General features: G+C 77.4%; 2 protein-coding genes. Both read left to right on the top strand.

What is annotated here, in order from left to right; translation table 11 throughout:
* The first annotated feature begins 30 nt into the window (after positions 1–30).
* Positions 31–15,420, top strand: a complete 15,390-nt coding sequence (locus ACFUEL_RS15150) for a type I polyketide synthase (RefSeq protein ID WP_380236676.1) — start codon at positions 31–33, stop codon at positions 15,418–15,420.
* Positions 15,421–15,459: 39 nt separating this feature from the next.
* On the top strand, positions 15,460–19,479 hold a 4,020-nt coding region (locus tag ACFUEL_RS15145; protein WP_380236675.1), incomplete at its 3' end, for a type I polyketide synthase.

Raw genomic sequence — 19,479 nt, 5'->3', positions numbered from 1 at the left:
GGCCTCGAACACCCGGACCGCTGGGGCGGGTTGGTCGACCTGCCGGAGGAGTTCGACGCCGCCGCCGGAACCAGGCTGGCCGCCCTGCTGGCGGGCGGCCGCGAGGACCAGGCGGCGATCCGCCCGGCCGGGGTGTTCGGCCGGCGGCTGGTGCGGGCCGGTGCGCCGAAGTCCGGCGGCACCGGGTGGACGCCCGCCGGGACGGTGCTGGTGACCGGCGGCACGGGCGCGATCGGCGGCCACGTCGCCGAGTGGCTGGCCGGCCGGGGCGCCCCGCGCCTGGTGCTGACCAGCCGTTCGGGCGCGGGCACGGCCGGCACGGCGGCGCGGGCCGCGGCGCTGGCCGCCCGGGGCAGCGCCGTCGAGGTGGTGGCCTGCGACGCGGCCGACCGCGCCGCGCTGGCCGCGCTGCTGGAGCGGATCGCCGCCACCGGCCCCGCGCTGTCCTCGGTGTTCCACACCGCGGGCGTCGTCCAGCACTCGACCGTGCACGACACCGACCTGGCCGAGACCGCCGCCGTCCTGGCCGCGAAGGCCACCGGCGCCGCCCACCTGGACGAGCTGACGGCCGGTGCGGACCTCGACGCGTTCGTGCTGTTCTCGTCGATCGCCGCGACCTGGGGCAGTGGCCTGCAGCCCGCCTACGCGGCCGCGAACACCTACCTGGACGGCCTGGCCGAGCACCGCCGGGCGCACGGCCGGACCGCGACCTCGGTGGCCTGGGGCTCCTGGGGCGGCGGCGGCATGACCGACGAGGCGGGGGCCGAGCAGGGCCGCCGCCGCGGCCTGGTGGTGATGGACAAGGACCGGGCCGTCCGGGCGCTGGCGCAGGTCCTGGACGGCGGCGAGGAGCAGCTGACCGTCGCCGACATCGACTGGGAGCGGTTCGCCCCGCCGTTCACGCTGCGCCGCCCCAGCCCGCTGATCGAGGGGCTGCCGGAGGTGCGGCGGGCGCTGGAGGGCGACGCCCCGGTGGCGGCCGGGTCCGCCCCGGTGGCGGCCTCGGAGGCGGGCGCGGCCTGGCAGCGCCGGCTGGCGGGCCTGTCCCGGCTGGAGCAGCACCGGGCACTGGTGCACCTCGTGCAGTCCGAGGCGGCCGGGGTGCTGGACTACGCCTCGCCGGAGGCCGTCGAGGCCACCCGGGCGTTCAGCGACCTCGGCTTCGACTCGCTGACCTCGGTCGAGCTGCGCAACCGGCTGGGCGCGGCGACCGGGCTGCAACTGCCCGCGACGCTGATGTTCGACGCGCCGACGCCGACCGCCGCCGCCGAGTTCCTGCTCGCGCTGCTGGCGGGCGCCCAGGACGTCGCGCAGGCCGCGCCGGTCGCGGCCGCCGCCGTCGACGAGCCGCTGGCGATCGTCGGCATGGCGTGCCGCTACCCGGGCGGGGCGACCGGCCCGGAGGCGCTGTGGGAGCTGGTGACGGCCGGGACGGACGCGATCTCGGTGCTGCCGGAGGACCGCGGCTGGGTGATCGAGGGCACCGGCGCGGCCGCCGAGGGCGGCCCGGTCCGGTCGGGCGGTTTCGTCTACGACGCGACCGGCTTCGACGCGGGCTTCTTCGGCATCAGCCCGCGCGAGGCGGTGTCGATGGACCCGCAGCAGCGCCTGCTGCTGGAGGTCGCCTGGGAGGCGCTGGAGCGGGCGGGCATCGACCCGGCGGCGCTGCGCGGCACTCCGACCGGCGTGTTCGCGGGCGCCTCGGCGTCCGGCTACGGCTGGAGCTCGGGCCTGCGCGGCGAACTGGACGGGCACCTGGTCACCGGCATCTCGACCAGCGTGGTCTCCGGCCGGGTCTCCTACGTGCTGGGCCTGGAGGGCCCGGCGGTGACGGTGGACACGGCGTGCTCGTCCTCGCTGGTCGCGCTGCACCTGGCGAGCCAGGCGGTGCGCTCGGGCGAGTGCACGCTGGCCCTGGCGGGCGGCGTGATGGTGGCGGCGAACCCGCTGCTGTTCGACCAGTTCAGCCGCCAGATGGGCCTGGCGCCGGACGGCCGGTGCAAGCCGTTCTCGGCGGGCGCCGACGGCATGGGCCTCGGCGAGGGCGCGGGCGTGGTCGTCGTCGAGCGGCTGTCCGACGCGCTCCGCAACGGGCACCGGGTGCTCGCGGTGATCCGCGGCAGCGCCACCAACCAGGACGGCGCCTCCAACGGCCTGACCGCCCCCAACGGCCCGTCCCAGCAGCGGGTGATCCGCGCGGCCCTGGCCAACGCGGGCCTGCGGCCGGACGAGGTGGACGTGGTGGAGGCGCACGGCACCGGCACCCCGCTGGGCGACCCGATCGAGGCGCAGGCGCTGCTGGCCACCTACGGCCAGGAGCGCGGCGGCAACGGGCCGCTGCGGCTCGGCTCGGTGAAGTCCAACATCGGGCACACCCAGGCCGCGGCCGGCGTCGCGGGCGTGATCAAGATGGTGATGGCGCTGCGCAACCGCACGCTGCCGGCCACCCTGCACGCCGCCGAGCGCTCGCCGCACATCGACTGGTCGGCGGGCGAGGTGGAGCTGCTGACCGAGGCGCTGCCCTGGGAGACGGACGGGCGGCCGCGCCGCGCGGGCGTGTCCTCGTTCGGCATGAGCGGCACCAACGCGCACCTGATCCTCGAGGAGGCCCCGACCCCGGCCGGGGCCGAGCCGGCGCCCGAGGCACCCGGGGCGCCGGAGGGCGCACTGCCGGTGGTCGTCGGCGCCCCCGCCGTGTGGACGCTGTCCGCCCGCTCGGCCCGCGCGCTGGCCGCGCAGGCGGCCCGGCTGCGCGAGTGGGCGGCGGCCCGGCCGGAGCTGGACCCGGCGGCGGTGGCCCGTTCGCTGGCGGTGACCCGGTCGGTGTTCGAGCACCGGGCGGCCCTGGTGGGCGACCGGGCCGAGCTGCTGGCCGGGCTGGACCGGCTGGCGGCGGGCGCGCCGGGCGGCTCCCGGGCGGCCGGCCGGACGGCGTTCGTGTTCGCCGGGCAGGGCGCGCAGTGGGTCGGCATGGGCCGTCAACTGCTCGCCGAGTCACCGGTGTTCGCGGCGCGGCTGGCCGAGTGCTCGGCGGCCCTGGCCCCGTACGCCGACTGGTCGCCGGCCGAGGTGCTGGCGGGCGCGGACGGCGCGCCGGGGCTGGACACCGCCGACGTCGTGCAGCCGGTGCTGTGGGCGGTCATGGTGTCGCTCGCCGCGGTGTGGGAGGCCGCCGGCATCCGCCCGGACGCGGTCGTCGGCCACTCGCAGGGCGAGATCGCGGCGGCCACCGTCGCCGGGATCCTGTCGCTGGAGGACGGCGCCCGGGTGGTGACCGTCCGGGCCCGGGCGCTGGCGAGCCTGGCCATGCAGGGCTCGATGGTGTCCGTGGTGATGCCCTCGCCCGCCGTGCGGGAGATCGTGGACGGCTTCGGCGAGCGCCTGTCGGTCGCCGCGGTCAACGGCCCGGCCGCCGTGGTGGTCTCGGGCGAGGCCGACGCGCTGTCCGAGTTCGAGCGCGAGCTGGCCTCGCGCAAGGTGCTGCGCTGGCGCGTCCCGGAGACCGACTTCGTGGCGCACTCGCCGGCGGTGGAGCCGCTGGAGACGGTGCTGGCACGGGAGTTGGCGGGCATCGCGCCGCAGACCGGCCGGGTGCCGATGATCTCCACGGTGACCGGCGAGTGGCTGGCCGGCCCGGAGGCCGACGCCGCCTACTGGTACGCCAACCTGCGCCGGATGGTGCGCTTCGAGGAGGCCACCCGCACCCTGCTGGAGAGCGGCCACGGCGCGTTCGTCGAGGTCTCCACCCACCCGGTGCTGGCGGCGTCCGTCACCGAGACCGCCGAGGACATGGGCCTGGAGGTGCTGAGCATCGGCACCCTGGAGCGCGAGGACGCGGGCGCCGCCCGCCTGGTCGCCGCGTTCGGCCAGGCGCACACCGGCGGCCTGCCCGTCGACTGGGCGGCCGTGCTGCCCGCCGCCGAGCGGGTCGACCTGCCCACCTACGCCTTCGAGCACCAGCACTACTGGCTGCAGGCCGCGCCCGAACCGTCCGCCGCGGCGGGCGGCGAGGCCGAGGCCGCGTTCTGGGCGGCCGTCGAGGACGGCGACCTGGCCGGCCTCGCCGACACCCTGGCCGTCCAGGACAGCGGCCAACTCGGCGCCGTGCTGCCCGCGCTGGCGTCCTGGCGGCGCCGCGAACGGGACCGCACGGTCACCGGCGACTGGCGCTACCGGGTGACCTGGGCGCCCGTCGCGGACCCGGCCCCGGCCCGGCTCGCCGGCACCTGGCTGCTGGTGGTGCCCGCCGGGACGGACGCCGGCCCGTACGCGGCGGCGCTGACCGCCCGCGGCGCGGACACCGCCGTCCTGACCGGCGGCCCCGGCCTCGACCGGGAGGCCGTCCGCGCCGCGCTGCCGGACGGCCCGCTCGCGGGCGTGCTGTCGCTGCTCGCCCTGGACGAGTCGCCGCTGCCCGAGCACCCGGTGGTGCCGGCCGGCCTGGCCGCCACCCTGGCCCTGGTGCAGGCGCTCGGCGACGCCGGCGTCGACGCCCCGCTGTGGGCGGCCACCACCGGCGCGGTGGCGGGCACCGCGGCCGGGCCCGTGCAGTCCCAGGTGTGGGGCCTGGGCCGGGTCGTCGCGCTCGAGCACCCGGAACGCTGGGGCGGCCTGGTCGACCTGCCGCCGACCCTGGACGAGGCGGCCGCGGGCCGGCTGGCCGCCGTGCTGGCCGGCTGCGGCGAGGACCAGGTGGCGATCCGCCCGTCCGGCCTGCTGGCCCGCCGGCTCACCCGCGCGCCCCGGCCGCACACCCCCGAGCGCCCCTGGACGCCCGGCGGGACGGCCCTGGTCACCGGCGGCACCGGCGCGATCGGCGGCCACGTCGCCGACTGGCTGGCCGAACGCGGCACCCGCCGCCTGGTGCTGACCAGCCGCTCCGGCCCGGCCGCCGCCGGCCTCGCCGCCCGGGCCGCCGCGCTGGCCGCCCGCGGCAGCGACGTCGAGGTGGTGTCCTGCGACGCGGCCTCCCGCACCGACCTGTCCGGCCTGCTGGAACGGATCGCCGCGGACGGCCCCGCCCTGTCGACGGTGCTGCACACCGCCGGCGTCGGCCAGGCCACCACCGTCGCCGACACCGACCTGGCCGAGACCGCCGCGGTCCTGGCCGCGAAGACCGCCGGCGCCGTCCACCTGGACGAGCTGACCCGCGAACTCGGCCTGGAACTGGACGCGTTCGTGCTGTTCTCGTCGATCTCGGCGACCTGGGGCAGCAGCGTCCAGCCCGCCTACGCGGCCGCGAACACCTTCCTGGACGCCCTGGCGGAGACCCGCCGGGCCCGGGGCCTGACCGCGACCTCGGTGGCCTGGGGACCGTGGGGCGGCGGCGGCATGACCGACGCCGAGACCGGCGCCCGGATGGCCCGCGGCGGCCTGATGGTGATGGACGAGAACCACGCCGTCCGGGCGCTCGCCGAGATCCTGGACGGCCGCGAGGACGCCGTCACCGTCGCCGACGTGGACTGGGCGCGGTTCGCGCCGCCGTTCACGCTGCGCCGCCCCAGCCCGCTGCTGGCCGCGCTGCCGGAGGTCGCGGCGGCGCTCGCCGGCGACCCGGCCGCCCCGGCGGCGGACCCGGCCGCGGCGACCCCGCTGCGCCGCCGGCTCGCCGGGCTGCCGGCCGCCGAGCAGGACCGGACGCTGGTCAACCTGGTCCGGGCCGAGGCCGCCGCGGTGCTGGAGTACGCCTCGCCGGAGGCGGTCGGCCGCGGCCGGGCCTTCAGCGAGCTGGGCTTCGACTCGCTGACCGCCGTGGAGCTGCGCAACCGGCTGGGCGCGGCGACCGGCCTGAAACTGCCCGCGACCCTGCTGTTCGACTACCCGAACCCGGTGGTGCTGGCCGGCTACCTGCGCGCGGAGCTGCTGGGCGACCCGGCGGCGGACGCGGGCGCGGGCGCCCCGGTGCCCGCGGCGGCGGCGGACGACGACCCGATCGTGATCGTCGGCATGGGCTGCCGCTTCCCCGGCGGCGTGCGCAGCCCCGAGGAGCTGTGGGAGCTGCTGGACGCCGGCGGCGACGCGATCGGCGCGTTCCCGCAGGACCGCGGCTGGGACCTGGAGGCGCTGTACGACCCGGACCCGGACAACCCGGGCACGGCGTACGTCCGGCAGGGCGGGTTCGTCTACAACGCCGCCGAGTTCGACGCCGGGTTCTTCGGCATCAGCCCGCGCGAGGCCCTGGCCATGGACCCGCAGCAGCGCCTGCTGCTGGAGACCGCCTGGGAGGCGCTGGAGCGCGCGGGCATCCCGCAGGAGCGGCTGCGCGGCAGCCGGACCGGCGTGTTCACCGGCGCCAGCTACGCCGGCTACGGCCTGGTCGGGCCGGACGCCTCGGAGGGCCTGGAGGCGCACCTGCTGACGGGCACCACGACGAGCGTGCTCTCCGGCCGGATCTCCTACACCTTCGGCCTGGAGGGCCCGTCGGTCACCGTCGACACGGCCTGCTCCTCGGCGCTGGTCGCGGTCAACCTGGCGAGCCGGGCGCTGCGCAGCGGCGAGTGCACGCTGGCGCTGGCCGGCGGCGCGTTCGTGGCCTCCGCCCCGGACCTGTTCGTCTGGGTCAGCAAGCAGCGCGGCCTGTCGCCGGACGGCCGCTCGAAGTCCTTCGCCGCCGCGGCGGACGGCATGGGCGTCGCCGAGGGCGCGGGCATGGTCGTCCTGGAGCGGCTGTCCGACGCCCGGCGCAACGGGCACCCGGTGCTGGCGGTGGTGCGGGGCAGCGCCGTCAACCAGGACGGCGCCTCCAACGGCCTGACCGCCCCCAACGGCCCGTCCCAGCAGCGCGTCATCCGCGCCGCCCTGGCCGACGCCGGGCTGACCACCTCGGACGTGGACGTGGTGGAGGCGCACGGCTCCGGCACGGTGCTGGGCGACCCGATCGAGGCGCAGGCCGTGATCGCGACCTACGGCCAGGGCCGCCCGGAGGGCCGCCCGCTGTGGCTCGGCTCGGTGAAGTCCAACATCGGCCACACCCAGGGCGCGGCCGGCGTCAGCGGCCTGATCAAGATGGTGCTGGCGCTCCAGCACCGGAGCCTGCCGGCCACCCTGCACGTGGACGAGCCCTCGCCGTACGTCGACTGGTCGGCCGGGGACGTCCGGCTGCTGACCGAGGCGCTGCCCTGGGAGACGGACGGGCGGCCGCGCCGCGCGGGCGTGTCCTCGTTCGGCGTCAGCGGCACCAACGCCCACCTGATCCTGGAGGAGGCGCCCGCCCCGGAGCCGCAGCCCGCGGCCCGGCCGGAGCCGGCCGTGCTGGACGCGGGCGCCCCGCACGCCTGGACGGTCTCGGGCCGGACGGCCGGCGGGCTGCGCCGGCAGGCGGCCCGGCTGGCCGAGCACCTGGCGACCCGCCCGGACGCGGACCCGGCGGACGTGGCCTGGTCGCTGGCGGCGACCCGCTCGGTGCACGAGTACCGGGCCGTGGTGACCGGCACCGACCGGGCCGGGCTGCTGGCGGCCCTGGCCGCCGTCGCGGCGGGCGAACCGGCCGCCGGGGCGGTGGTCGGCACGGCAGCGGCCGCCGAGGCCGGGGAGGCGGTGTTCGTCTTCCCCGGGCAGGGCGCGCAGTGGGCCGGCATGGGGCGTGAACTCGCCGCCGCCAGCCCGGTGTTCGCGGCCCGGCTGGCCGAGTGCGAGCAGGCGCTCGCCCCGTACGTCGACTGGTCGCTGACCGGGGTGCTCGCGGGCGCCGAGGGGGCGCCCGCACTGGACGCGGCCGAGGTGGTGCAGCCCGCGCTGTGGGCGGTGATGGTGTCGCTCGCTGCGGTGTGGGAGGCCGCGGGCGTCCGTCCGGGCGCGGTGGTCGGCCACTCGCAGGGCGAGATCGCCGCCGCCACGGTGGCCGGGATCCTGTCGCTGGACGACGCCGCCCGGGTGGTGACGGTGCGCAGCCGGGCGCTGTCCGGCCTCGGTACCGGCGGCGGGATGCTCTCGGTGGTGATGCCCGTCGCGGCGGTGCGCGAGCTGCTCGCCCCGTGGGGCGACCGGCTGGCGGTCGCGGCCGTCAACGGGCCCGCTGCGACCGTGGTGTCCGGCGAGAGCGCGGCGCTGGCGGAGTTCGGGGCCGCGCTGGCCGCCCGCAAGGTGATGCGCTGGCCGATCCCGGTGACCGACTTCGTGGCGCACTCCGCCGGGGTGTCCGCGCTGGAGGGCGTGCTGGCCGAGGGCCTGGCCGCGATCGCCCCGGGTGCCGGGCGCGTCCCGCTGTTCTCGACCGTCGAGTGCCGGTGGATGGACGGCACCGAACTGGACGCCGGCTACTGGTTCGCCAACGTCCGCAACACCGTCCGCTTCGACGAGGCGGTCCGGGAGCTGGCCGCCGCCGGCAACCAGGTCTTCGTCGAGGTGTCGCCGCAGCCGGTGCTGACCGGCGGCATCACCGAGACCGTCGAGGACCTCGGCACGGCCGGCACCCCCGTGGTCACCGGCACCCTGGAGCGCGAGCGCGGCGGGGCGGCCGGGCTGCTGGCCGCACTGGCCCGGGTGCACGTCGGCGGCCCCGCCGTCGACTGGACGGCCGTGCTGCCCGCCGGCCGCCGCACCGACCTGCCCACCCACGCCTTCCAGCACCAGCGGTACTGGCTGACCGGCACCCGACCGACCGGCACGGACGGCGCGGCCGCCGCCGCGACCGAGGCCGAGACCCGGTTCTGGGCCGCCGTCGAGGACGGCGACCTGGACCGCCTGGCCGACACCCTGGCCGTGGACGGGCGCCGCCCGTTCGGCGAGGTGCTGCCCGCGCTGGCGTCCTGGCGGCGCCGCGAGCGCGACCGCGACACCACCGGCAACTGGCGCTACCGGGTCGCCTGGTCGCCCGTCACCGACCCCGCCCCGGCGGTGCCGGCCGGGACGTGGCTGGCGGCCGTGCCCGCGCGGTTGACCGGGCCCGCCGCGGAGCTGGCCGACGCCTGCCTGCGGGCGCTGACCGCGCGCGGCGTCCAGGTCGCGGCCGTCGAGGTCGACACCGCCGCGGCGCGGCGCGAACGGATCGCCGCCGACCTGGCCGCCGCGGCCGCCGCCGCGCCGCAACCGGTGGCCGGCGTGCTCTCGCTGCTCGGCCTGGACGACGCCCCGCTGCCCGCACTGCCCTCGGTGCCCGCCGGACTGGCCGGCACCCTGGCGCTGATCCAGGCGCTGGCCGACGCGGCCGTCACCGCCCCGCTGTGGAACGCCACCTCCGGCGCGGTCGCCACCGGCCCCGGCGACCCGCTGACCCACCCGCTGCGCACCCAGACCTGGGGCCTGGGCCGGGTCGTCTTCCTGGAGCAGCCCGACCGCTGGGGCGGCCTGATCGACCTGCCCGCCGTCCTGGACGAGCGGGCCGCGAGCCGCCTGTGCACCGTGCTGGCCGGCTGCGGCGAGGACGAGGTGGCGATCCGCCCGGCCGGCATCCTGGGCCGCCGCCTCACCCGCGCCCCCCGCCCCCGGGCGGAGCGGGAGTGGACGCCGCGCGGCACCGTCCTGATCACCGGCGGCACCGGCGCCGTCGGCGGGCACAGCGCCCGCTGGCTGGCCGGGCGCGCCGAACGGCTGGTGCTGGCCAGCCGCTCCGGCGCCGCCGCGAAGGGCGCGGCCGCGCTCGCCGCCGAGGTCGCCGCCGCCGGCACCGCCGTCGAGGTCACCGCCTGCGACGGCGCGAACCGCGCCGACCTGGCCGCCCTGCTGGCCCGGACGGGCACCGCCGGCGCCCCGCTGCGCGCCGTCCTGCACACCGCGGGCGTCCTGGACGACGGCGTCCTGGACGGCCTGGACGCCGAACGGCTGGCCGCCGCGCTGGCCCCCAAGGCGCTGGCCGCCGTCCACCTGGACGAGCTGACGGCCGGTCTGGACCTGGACGCGTTCGTGCTGTTCTCCTCCGCCGCCGCGACCTTCGGCGGCGCCGGACAGGGCAACTACTCGGCCGCCAACGCGTTCCTGGACGCGCTCGCCGAGAACCGGCGCTCGCGCGGCCTGCCCGCCCTGTCGATCGCCTGGGGCCCCTGGGCCGGCGAGGGCGTCTCCGGCGGCACCGAGGCCGCCCGGCAGCGGCTGCGCCGCAACCGCTGGGAGGTCCTGATGGACCCGGCGGTCGCGGTCAAGGCGCTCGGCGCCGCGATCGGCGGCACCGACACCGTGCTGACCGTCATGGACCTGGACTGGCCGGCCTTCGCGGCCGCCCCCGGCCAGGCCCAGATCCTCGACGTCCCGTTCCTGCGCGACCTGCCCGACGCCCGGCGGCTGAAGGAGGCCCAGCGGGCCGACGCCCCCGCCGGACCGGAGGCCGGGGGCGGGCTCGCGGCCCGGCTGGCCGGCCTGACCCGCACCGAGCAGGACCGGCTGCTGGTCGACACCGTCCGCGAACAGGCCGCCGCCGTGCTCGACCACGCGAGCGCCGACGAGGTCGAACCGACCCGCGCGTTCAGCGAACTGGGCTTCGACTCGCTGACCTCGGTCGAGCTGCGCAACCGGATCGCCACCGCGACCGGCCTGCGGCTGCCCGCCACCCTGCTGTTCGACCACCCCAGCCCGGTGCTGCTCGCCGGGCACCTGCGCACCGAACTGCTCGGCGCGCTCGCCGGCCTCGCCGCCGCCGCGCCGGCCGCCCCGGCCGCCGCCCGCGACGACGACGAGCCGATCGCGATCGTCGGCATGGGCTGCCGCTTCCCCGGCGGCCTGGACACCCCCGAACAGCTGTGGCGGCTGCTCGCCGCCGGCGGCGAGGGCATCTCGGAGTTCCCGACCGACCGCGGCTGGGACGCCGACACCCTGTTCGACCCGGACCCGGCGCACCCCGGCACCACCTACTCCCGGCGCGGCGGCTTCCTGCACCAGGCCGGCCGCTTCGACGCGGACTTCTTCGGCATCTCGCCGCGCGAGGCCCTGGCGATGGACCCGCAGCAGCGCCTGATGCTCGAACTGTCCTGGGAGGCCCTGGAGACGGCGGGCATCGACCCGTCCCGGCTGGGCGGCTCGCGCACCGGCGTGTTCGTCGGCGGCTACTCGTCCAACTACGCGCTGGCCAGCATGCAGCTCAGCGGCCGGGACGGCGCCGCCACCGCCGAGGGCCACCTGATCACCGGCAACGCGACCAGCATCATCTCCGGCCGGATCGCCTACACGCTCGGCCTGGAGGGCCCGGCGCTGACCGTCGACACCGCCTGCTCGTCCTCGCTGGTCGCCCTGCACACCGCCGCCGCGGCGCTGCGCTCCGGCGAGTGCTCGCTGGCCCTGGTCGGCGGCGTCGCGGTGATGGCCACGCCGTGGGAGATGGTCGGCTTCGCCCGCCAGCGCGGCCTGGCCGCCGACGGCCGCTCCAAGGCGTTCTCCGCCGGGGCCGACGGCATGGGCATGGGCGAGGGCGCCGGGATGGTCGTCGTCGAGAAGCTGTCCGACGCGCTCCGCAACGGGCACCGGGTGCTCGCCGTGGTGCGCGGCTCGGCGATCAACCAGGACGGCGCGTCCAACGGCCTGACCGCCCCCAACGGCCCCTCCCAGCAGCGCGTCATCCGCGCGGCGCTCGCCGACGCGGGCCTGACCCCCGCCGACGTGGACGCCGTCGAGGCGCACGGCACCGGCACCCCGCTCGGCGACCCGATCGAGGCGCAGGCGCTGCTCGCCACCTACGGGCAGGGGAGGCCGGAGGGCCGGCCGCTGTGGCTCGGCTCGGTGAAGTCCAACCTCGGGCACACCCAGGCCGCGGCCGGCATGGCCGGCGTGATCAAGACGGTGCTGGCGCTCCAGCACCAGGAACTGCCCCGCACCCTGCACGTCGAGCAGCCCTCCCCGCACGTGGACTGGGAGGCCGGCGACGTCCGGCTGCTGGCCGAGCCGGTCGCCTGGCCGGCCGGGGAGCGGGTGCGCCGGGCCGGCGTCTCCGCGTTCGGCATCAGCGGCACCAACGCGCACGTCATCATCGAGGAGGCCCCCGCGGCGCCCGGCGGGCCCGCCCCGGTCGGCGAGCCGGTGCTGCCCCGGGCCGGTGCCTGGCTGCTCTCCGGCCGCACCGCCGAGGGCCTGGCCGCGCAGGCCGACCGCCTGCACGACTGGCTGGCCGAACGCCCGGACGCCGCCCCCGCCGAGGTGGCCCGCGCCCTGGCCACCACCCGCGCCGCCCTGGAGCACCGCGCCGTCGCCGTCGGCACCGGCCGCGACGACCTGCTCGGCGCCGTCCGGGCGCTGGCCGCCGGCACCCCCGCCGCCGCCCTGGTGACGGGCACGGCGAAGGCCGGCGCCCGGGTCGGCCTGGTCTTCGCCGGCCAGGGCGCCCAGTGGGCCGGCATGGGCCGCGGCCTGTACGAGGGCAGCCCGGTGTTCGCCGAGACCTTCGACCGGGTGTGCGGCCTGCTGGAACTCGAACTCGGCGTCCCCGTCCGGGACGTGGTGCTCGGCGACGCCGAACGGGCCGACGAGCTCGCCGACCGCACGCTGTACGCGCAGACCGGCCTGTTCGCCTTCGAGGTCGCCCTCGCCGCCGTCCTGCGGGCCGCCGGGCTCACCCCCGACGCGGTCACCGGCCACTCGGTCGGCGAGATCGCCGCCGCGCACGTCGCCGGCGTCCTCCCGCTGCCCGACGCCGTCCGCCTGGTCGCCACCCGCGCCCGGCTGATGGAGGCACTGCCCGACGGCGGCGCGATGGCCGCGATCAACGCCTCCGAGTCCGACGTCCTGGGCGGCCTGAACGGCCTGGACGGGGTGGAGATCGCCGCGGTCAACGGACCCGAGTCGGTGGTCGTCTCCGGCGAGGCCGGGGCCGTCGAGCAGGTCGTCGAGGAGTGGCGGCAGTACGGCCACCGGGTGCGGCAGCTGCGCGTCTCGCACGCCTTCCACTCCGCCGCGATGGACCCGGTGGTCGACGAACTCGGCGCCGTCGCCGAGGAACTGACGTACCACCGGCCGGAACTGACCTGGATCGGCGCACTGACCGGCGAGCCGGTCACCGCCTGCGAGCCCGGCTACTGGCCCGCGCAGACCCGGCAGGCCGTCCGGTTCGCCGACGCGGTCGCCGCGCTCACCGCCCAGGGCGTCACGGTGGTCGTCGAGGTCGGCCCCGACGGGTCGCTGTCCTCGCTCGGCCCCGACATCGCGGCCGCCGCCGGACACCCCGGCACCGCCTTCGTCCCGCTCCAGCGGCGCACCGAGGAGAGCGTCACCGCCCTGGTCACCGGCCTCGCCAAGGCGCACGTGCACGGCGCGGCCGTGGACTGGGCGGCCCTGCTGCCCGCCGCCCGGCCCGCCGAACTGCCCACCCAGGCGTTCCGGCACACCACCTACTGGCCCCAGGGGACCCAGACCCCGCCGAACGCCGCCGGTACGGCCGGCGCCGCCGAGCAGGAGTTCTGGGCCGCCGTCGAGGACGGCGACCTGGACCGCCTCGCCGACACCCTGGCCGTCCCGGGCAGCGCCGAACTCGGCGCCGTGCTGCCCGCGCTGGCGTCCTGGCGCCGCCGCGAACAGGACCGCCCGGCGACCGCGAACTGGCGCTACCGGATCGACTGGGAACCCGTCCCCGACCCCGGCCCCGCCGAACTCGCCGGGAACTGGCTGCTGGTCGGCACCCCCGACCAGGCCCGCGGCGACCTGTGGCGCGACTGCGCCCGGACCCTCGCCGCGCACGGCGCCCACCCCGTCGAACTCGCCACCGACGAGACCACCGACCAGCGGCGGCTCGCCGCCCTGATCGCCACCGCCCTGCCCGCCGACGGCGTCGCCGGCGTGGTCTCGCTGCTCGCCCTGGACGAGACCCCGCTGCCCGGCCACCCCGGCCTGGCCAACGGCCTGGCCGGCACCCAGACCCTGATCCAGGCGCTGATCGCCGAGGGCGTCCACGCCCCGATGTGGGCGCTCACCCGCGGCGCGGTCGCCGCCGGGCCCGACGACACCCTCGACAGCCCCGTCCAGGCCCAGACCTGGGGCCTGGGCCGGGTCGCCACCCTGGAGCACCCCGACCACGGCGGTGGCCTGCTCGACCTGCCCGCCGTCTTCGACGCCCGTGCCGCCGAGCTCTTCTGCGCGGTGCTCGCCGAGTGCGGCGAGGACCAGGCCGCGATCCGCCCCACCGGCCTCTACGGCCGCCGCCTCACCCGCGCCCCCCGGCCCCACGCCACCGGCCGGTTCGTCCCGCGCGGCACCGCCCTGATCACCGGCGGCACCGGCGCCATCGGCGGGCACACCGCCCGCTGGCTGGCCGGCCGCGGCACCGAGCGGATCGTCCTGACCAGCCGCTCCGGCGCCCACGCCGACGGCACCGCCGCCCTGGCCGCCGAACTCGCCACCACCGGCACCCGGGTCGACGTGCTCGCCTGCGACGCCGCCCTGGACGCCGAACTGGCCGCCCTGATCGAGCACGTCAACGGGGACGGCCCCGCGCTATCCACCGTCCTGCACGCCGCCGGGGCCGCCCAGGCCACCCCGCTCGACGACGTCACCGTCGACGAGACCGCCGCCGTCCTGGCCGCCAAGGCCACCGGCGCCGCCACCCTCGACCGGCTCACCGCCGACCTCGACCTCGACGCCTTCGTCCTGTTCTCCTCCATCGCGGCGACCTGGGGCAGCGGCCTGCAGGCCGGCTACGCCGCCGCCAACACCTACCTCGACGCGCTCGCCGAGAACCGCCACGCCCGCGGCCTCACCGCCACCTCGGTGGCCTGGGGCCCGTGGGACGGCGGCGGCATGACCGACGCCGAGGGCGCCGCCGCGATGACCCGCCGCGGCCTGCGCCTGATCGACCCCGACCGGGCGATCGACGCGCTCGCCCAGGCCCTCGACGGCGACGACCGGCTGCTCACCGTGGTCGACGTGGACTGGACGCGGTTCGCCCCGCCGTTCACGCTGCGCCGCCCCAGCCCGCTGATCGAGAGCCTCCCCGAGGTCGTCGAGGCGCTCGGCGGCCAGGACCCCGACCCCGCCGCCGACGGCGGCGGCGCGGGCAACGCGCTGGCCCGGCAGCTCGCCGAACTGCCCCGCGCCGAACAGGACCGGCTGCTGACCGACCTGGTCCGCACCGAGGCCGCCGCCGTCCTCGGCCACCCGAGCATCGACACCGTCGAGGCCGACCGGGCCTTCAACGACCTCGGCGCCGACTCGCTGACCGCCGTCGAACTGCGCGACCGCCTCGGCACCGCCACCGGCCTGCGCCTGCCCAGCACCCTGCTGTTCGACTACCCCACCTCCGCCGCGCTCGCCGACCACCTGCGGGCCGGCCTGATCGAGGAGGCCAGCCCGGCCAAGCCCGTCCTGGCCGAACTGGACAGGCTGGAGGGCATGCTCGCCGCACTCTCCGGCGAGGACGAATCCGCCCTGATCACCAACCGCCTCGAAGTCGTCCTCGCCAAGTGGCGGGAGGCTCGGGCACAGACCGCCGAGACCGGAGTTGCGGAGAAGCTCGAATCGTCTACCGACGACGAAGTCTTCGATTTCATCGGCAAGGAACTCGGAATCCACTGACACGGCCAACGCCGCGACTTCTTCGACGAGGTGACGCAAGTGAGCAGCGAAGAGATGAGCAGCGAGGACAAGCTCCGCTACTTCCTCAAGCGGGTGACCGCGAATCTGCACGAGACCCGGCAGCGCCTGCAGGAACTGGAATCCACCGAGGGCGAGCCCATCGCGATCGTCGGCATGGGCTGCCGGTTCCCCGGCGGGGTGCGCACCCCCGAAGGACTGTGGGAACTCCTGGACGCCGCGAAGGAGTCGGTGGCCGGGCTGCCCCAGGACCGCGGCTGGACCTTCGGCGAGGACGGCGGCCCCGGCGCCGCCGAGGTCAAGGCGGGCAACTTCATCTACGACGCCACCCGGTTCGACGCCGGCTTCTTCGGCATCAGCCCGCGCGAGGCCCTGTCGATGGACCCCCAGCAGCGCCTGCTGCTGGAGGTCGCCTGGGAGGCGCTGGAACGCGCGGGCATCGACCCGGCCGCGCTGCGCGGCACCCCGACCGGCGTCTTCGCCGGCGCCTCCGCCTCCGGCTACGGCTGGATCACCGGCAAGCAGGGCGAACTCGACGGCCACGTGATGACCGGCAACGCCACCAGCATCCTGTCCGGCCGCCTCTCCTACACCCTCGGCCTGGAGGGCCCGGCCGTCACCGTCGACACCGCCTGCTCCTCCTCGCTGGTCTCCCTCCACCTGGCCGCGCAGGCGCTGCGCTCCGGCGAGTGCACGATGGCCCTGGTCGGCGGCGCCTTCGTGGCCGCCACGCCCGTCCTGTTCACCGACTTCAGCAAGTCCCTGGGCCTGTCCCCGGACGGCCGCTGCCAGACCTTCGGCGCGGGCGCCAACGGCATGGGCGTCGCCGAGGGCGCCGGTGTCGTGGTCGTCGAGAAGCTCTCCGACGCCCGCCGCAACGGGCACCGGATCCTCGCCGTGGTGCGCGGCTCCGCGATCAACCAGGACGGCGCCTCCAACGGCCTGACCGCCCCCAACGGCCCGTCCCAGCAGCGCGTCATCCGGGCCGCCCTGGCCAGCGCCAAGCTCTCCACCGCCGACGTCGACGTGGTCGAGGCGCACGGCACCGGCACCCCGCTCGGCGACCCGATCGAGGCGCAGGCGCTGCTCGCCACCTACGGCCAGGGCCGCCCCGAGGGCCGGCCGCTGTGGCTCGGCTCGGTGAAGTCCAACATCGGCCACACCCAGCAGGCCGCCGGCATGGCCGGGATCATCAAGATGGTGCTCGCCCTGCAGAACGAGCGGATGCCCGCCACCCTGCACGTCGAGCACCCCACCCCCGAGGTCGACTGGGAGGCCGGCGAAGTCCGGCTGCTGGCCGAGCCGGTGGACTGGCCGGCCGGGGAACGGGTGCGCCGCGGCGGCGTCTCCGGCTTCGGCATGAGCGGCACCAACGTGCACGTCATCATCGAGGAGGCCCCCACCGCCGAGGCGGCGGAGGCCGCCGAGGCCACCGGGCCGGACGAGCCCGTGGTGGAGAGTGTGCCGGTGCCGGCGGTGTTGGAGGCCGGTGGGGTGACGGCGTGGCCGGTGTCGGCGCGTTCGGCCGAGGGGCTGGTGGCGCAGGCGGGGCGGTTGCGGGAGTGGGTGGCGGCGCGTCCGGGGTTGGAGCCGGGGGCGGTGGCGTGGTCGTTGGCGGCGTCGCGTTCGGTGTTCGAGCACCGGTCGGTGGTGGTGGGTGCCGGGCGCGAGGAGCTGCTGGCGGGTCTGTCCGGTGGTGTGTCGGGTGTGGCGCGTTCGGGTCTTCGGACGGTGTTCGTGTTCGCCGGGCAGGGTGCGCAGTGGGTCGGGATGGGCCGTCAACTGCTGGGTGAGTCGCCGGTGTTCGCGGCGCGGTTGGCGGAGTGCGAGGCGGCGTTGGCGCCGCACGTGCCGTGGTCGCTGCGCGAGGTGATCACGGGAGCGGAGGGTGCGCCGGAGCTGGATGCGGCGGATGTGGTGCAGCCGGTGCTGTGGGCGCTGATGGTGTCGCTGGCGGCGGTGTGGGAGGCGGCGGGTGTCGCGCCGGATGCGGTGGTGGGTCACTCGCAGGGCGAGATCGCGGCCGCGACGGTGGCGGGGATGCTGTCGTTGGAGGACGGCGCCCGGGTGGTGGCGGTGCGTGCCCGTGCGCTGACGGGTCTGTCGGTGCAGGGTTCGATGGTGTCGGTGGTGATGCCGTCGGCCGCGGTGCGGGAGATCGTGGAGGGTTTCGACGGGCGCCTGTCGGTCGCGGCGGTCAACGGCCCGGCCGCGGTGGTGGTCTCGGGTCAGCCCGAGGCGCTGTCGGAGTTCGAGCGTGAGCTTGCTGCGCGCAAGGTGTTGCGCTGGCGGATTCCGGCGACCGATTTCGTGGCGCACTCGCCGGCGGTGGAGCCGCTGGAGGCGGTGCTCGCAGGGGAGTTGGCGGACATCGCACCGCGGATGGGCCGGGTGCCGATGATCTCGACGGTGACGGGTGAGTGGCTGTCCGGTCCGGAGGTGGATGCGGCGTACTGGTATGCGAACCTGCGGCGGATGGTGCGTTTCGAGGAGGCGACCCGCACGCTGCTCGAGGGCGGGTACGGCGCGTTCGTGGAGGTTTCGACCCATCCGGTGCTGACGGCGTCGATCACCGAGACGGCGGAGGACGCCGGTGTGGTGGACGTGTTGAGCATCGGCACCCTGGAGCGTGACAACGCGGGCGCGGCGCGGGTGCTGGCCGTGTTGGGGCAGGCGTTCGTGGGTGGTCTGCCGGTGGAGTGGAAGAGCGTGCTGCCGGTCGCGGAGCCGGTGGCGCTGCCGACGTACGCGTTCCAGCGCCAGCGCTACTGGCTGGAGGCCGGGGCGGCGGCGGTCGCCGAGGCCGGCGAGGACGCGGCGGAGGCGCGGTTCTGGGCGGCCGTGGAGAGCGGCGACCTGGCCCGGCTGGCCGAGACACTGGCCGTCGAGGACGGTCAACTGGCGGAGGTGCTGCCCGCGTTGGCGTCCTGGCGGCGCCGCGAGCGGGAGCGTTCGGCGACCGCGGACTGGCGCTACCGGGTGACCTGGGCTCCGGTGACCGAGCCGGGCACGGGCGCGCTGTCCGGAAGCTGGCTGGTCGTGGTGCCCGCCGGGCACGGGGCGGACGCGACGGCGCGGGCGTGCACGGCGGCGCTGGCCGCTGCGGGCGCCGAGCCGGTGCGGATCGAGGTGTCCGCCGGGGAGTTCGGGCGGGCGGAGGCGGCCGCGCTGCCGGCCCTCGGCGAGCCGGTCGCGGGCGTGCTGTCGCTGCTGGCGCTGGACGAGTCGCCGCTGCCCGGACACCCGGCGGTGCCGGCCGGTCTGGCCGCGACGCTGGCGCTGGTGCAGGGACTGGGCGACGCGGGCGTCGGCGCCCCGCTGTGGGTGGTGACCCGGGGTGCGGTCGCGGCGGTGCCGGGCGAGGCCCCGACCGGTGCGGCGCAGGCGCAGGCATGGGGTCTGGGCCGGGTCGTCGCGCTCGAACACCCGGACCGCTGGGGCGGGTTGGTCGACCTGCCGGAGGAGTTCGACGCGGCCGCCGGAACCAGGCTGGCCGCCGTCCTGGCGGGCGGCGGCGAGGACCAGGCGGCGATCCGGCGCACCGGCCTGCTGGCCCGCCGGCTGACCCGGGCGCCGCGGCCGAAGGACACCGGCCGGGAGTGGTCGCCGCGCGGCACCGTGCTGGTGACCGGCGGCACGGGCGCGATCGGCGGCCACGTCGCCGAGTGGCTGGCCGGCCGGGGCGCCCGGCGGATCGTGCTGACCGGCGGGAGCGGCCCGGAGACGGACGCGCTGACGGCCGCCCTCGCCGCCCGCGGCACCGCCGTCGAGGTGGTGGACTGCGACGCGGCCGACCGCGCCGCGCTGGCCGCGCTGCTGGAGCGGATCGCCGCGACCGGCCCCGCGCTGTCCTCCGTGCTGCACCTTGCCGAGGCGATCGACGACTGCCCGGTGGACGACGCCGGGACCGCCGAGCTCGCCGCGGCCCTGGCGGCGAAGGCCGTCGGCGCCGCGAACCTGGACGAGCTGACGGCCGGTCTGGACCTGGACGCCTTCGTGCTGTTCTCCTCGGTCGCCGCGGTCTGGGGCGGCGGGCGGCAG

It is taken from the genome of Kitasatospora sp. NPDC057198, from assembly GCF_042670125.1.
Classification (GTDB): Bacteria; Actinomycetota; Actinomycetes; order Streptomycetales; family Streptomycetaceae; genus Kitasatospora.
The sequence above is the reverse complement of the archived record's forward strand: the minus strand, read 5'-3'. Positions and strand labels throughout refer to the sequence as shown.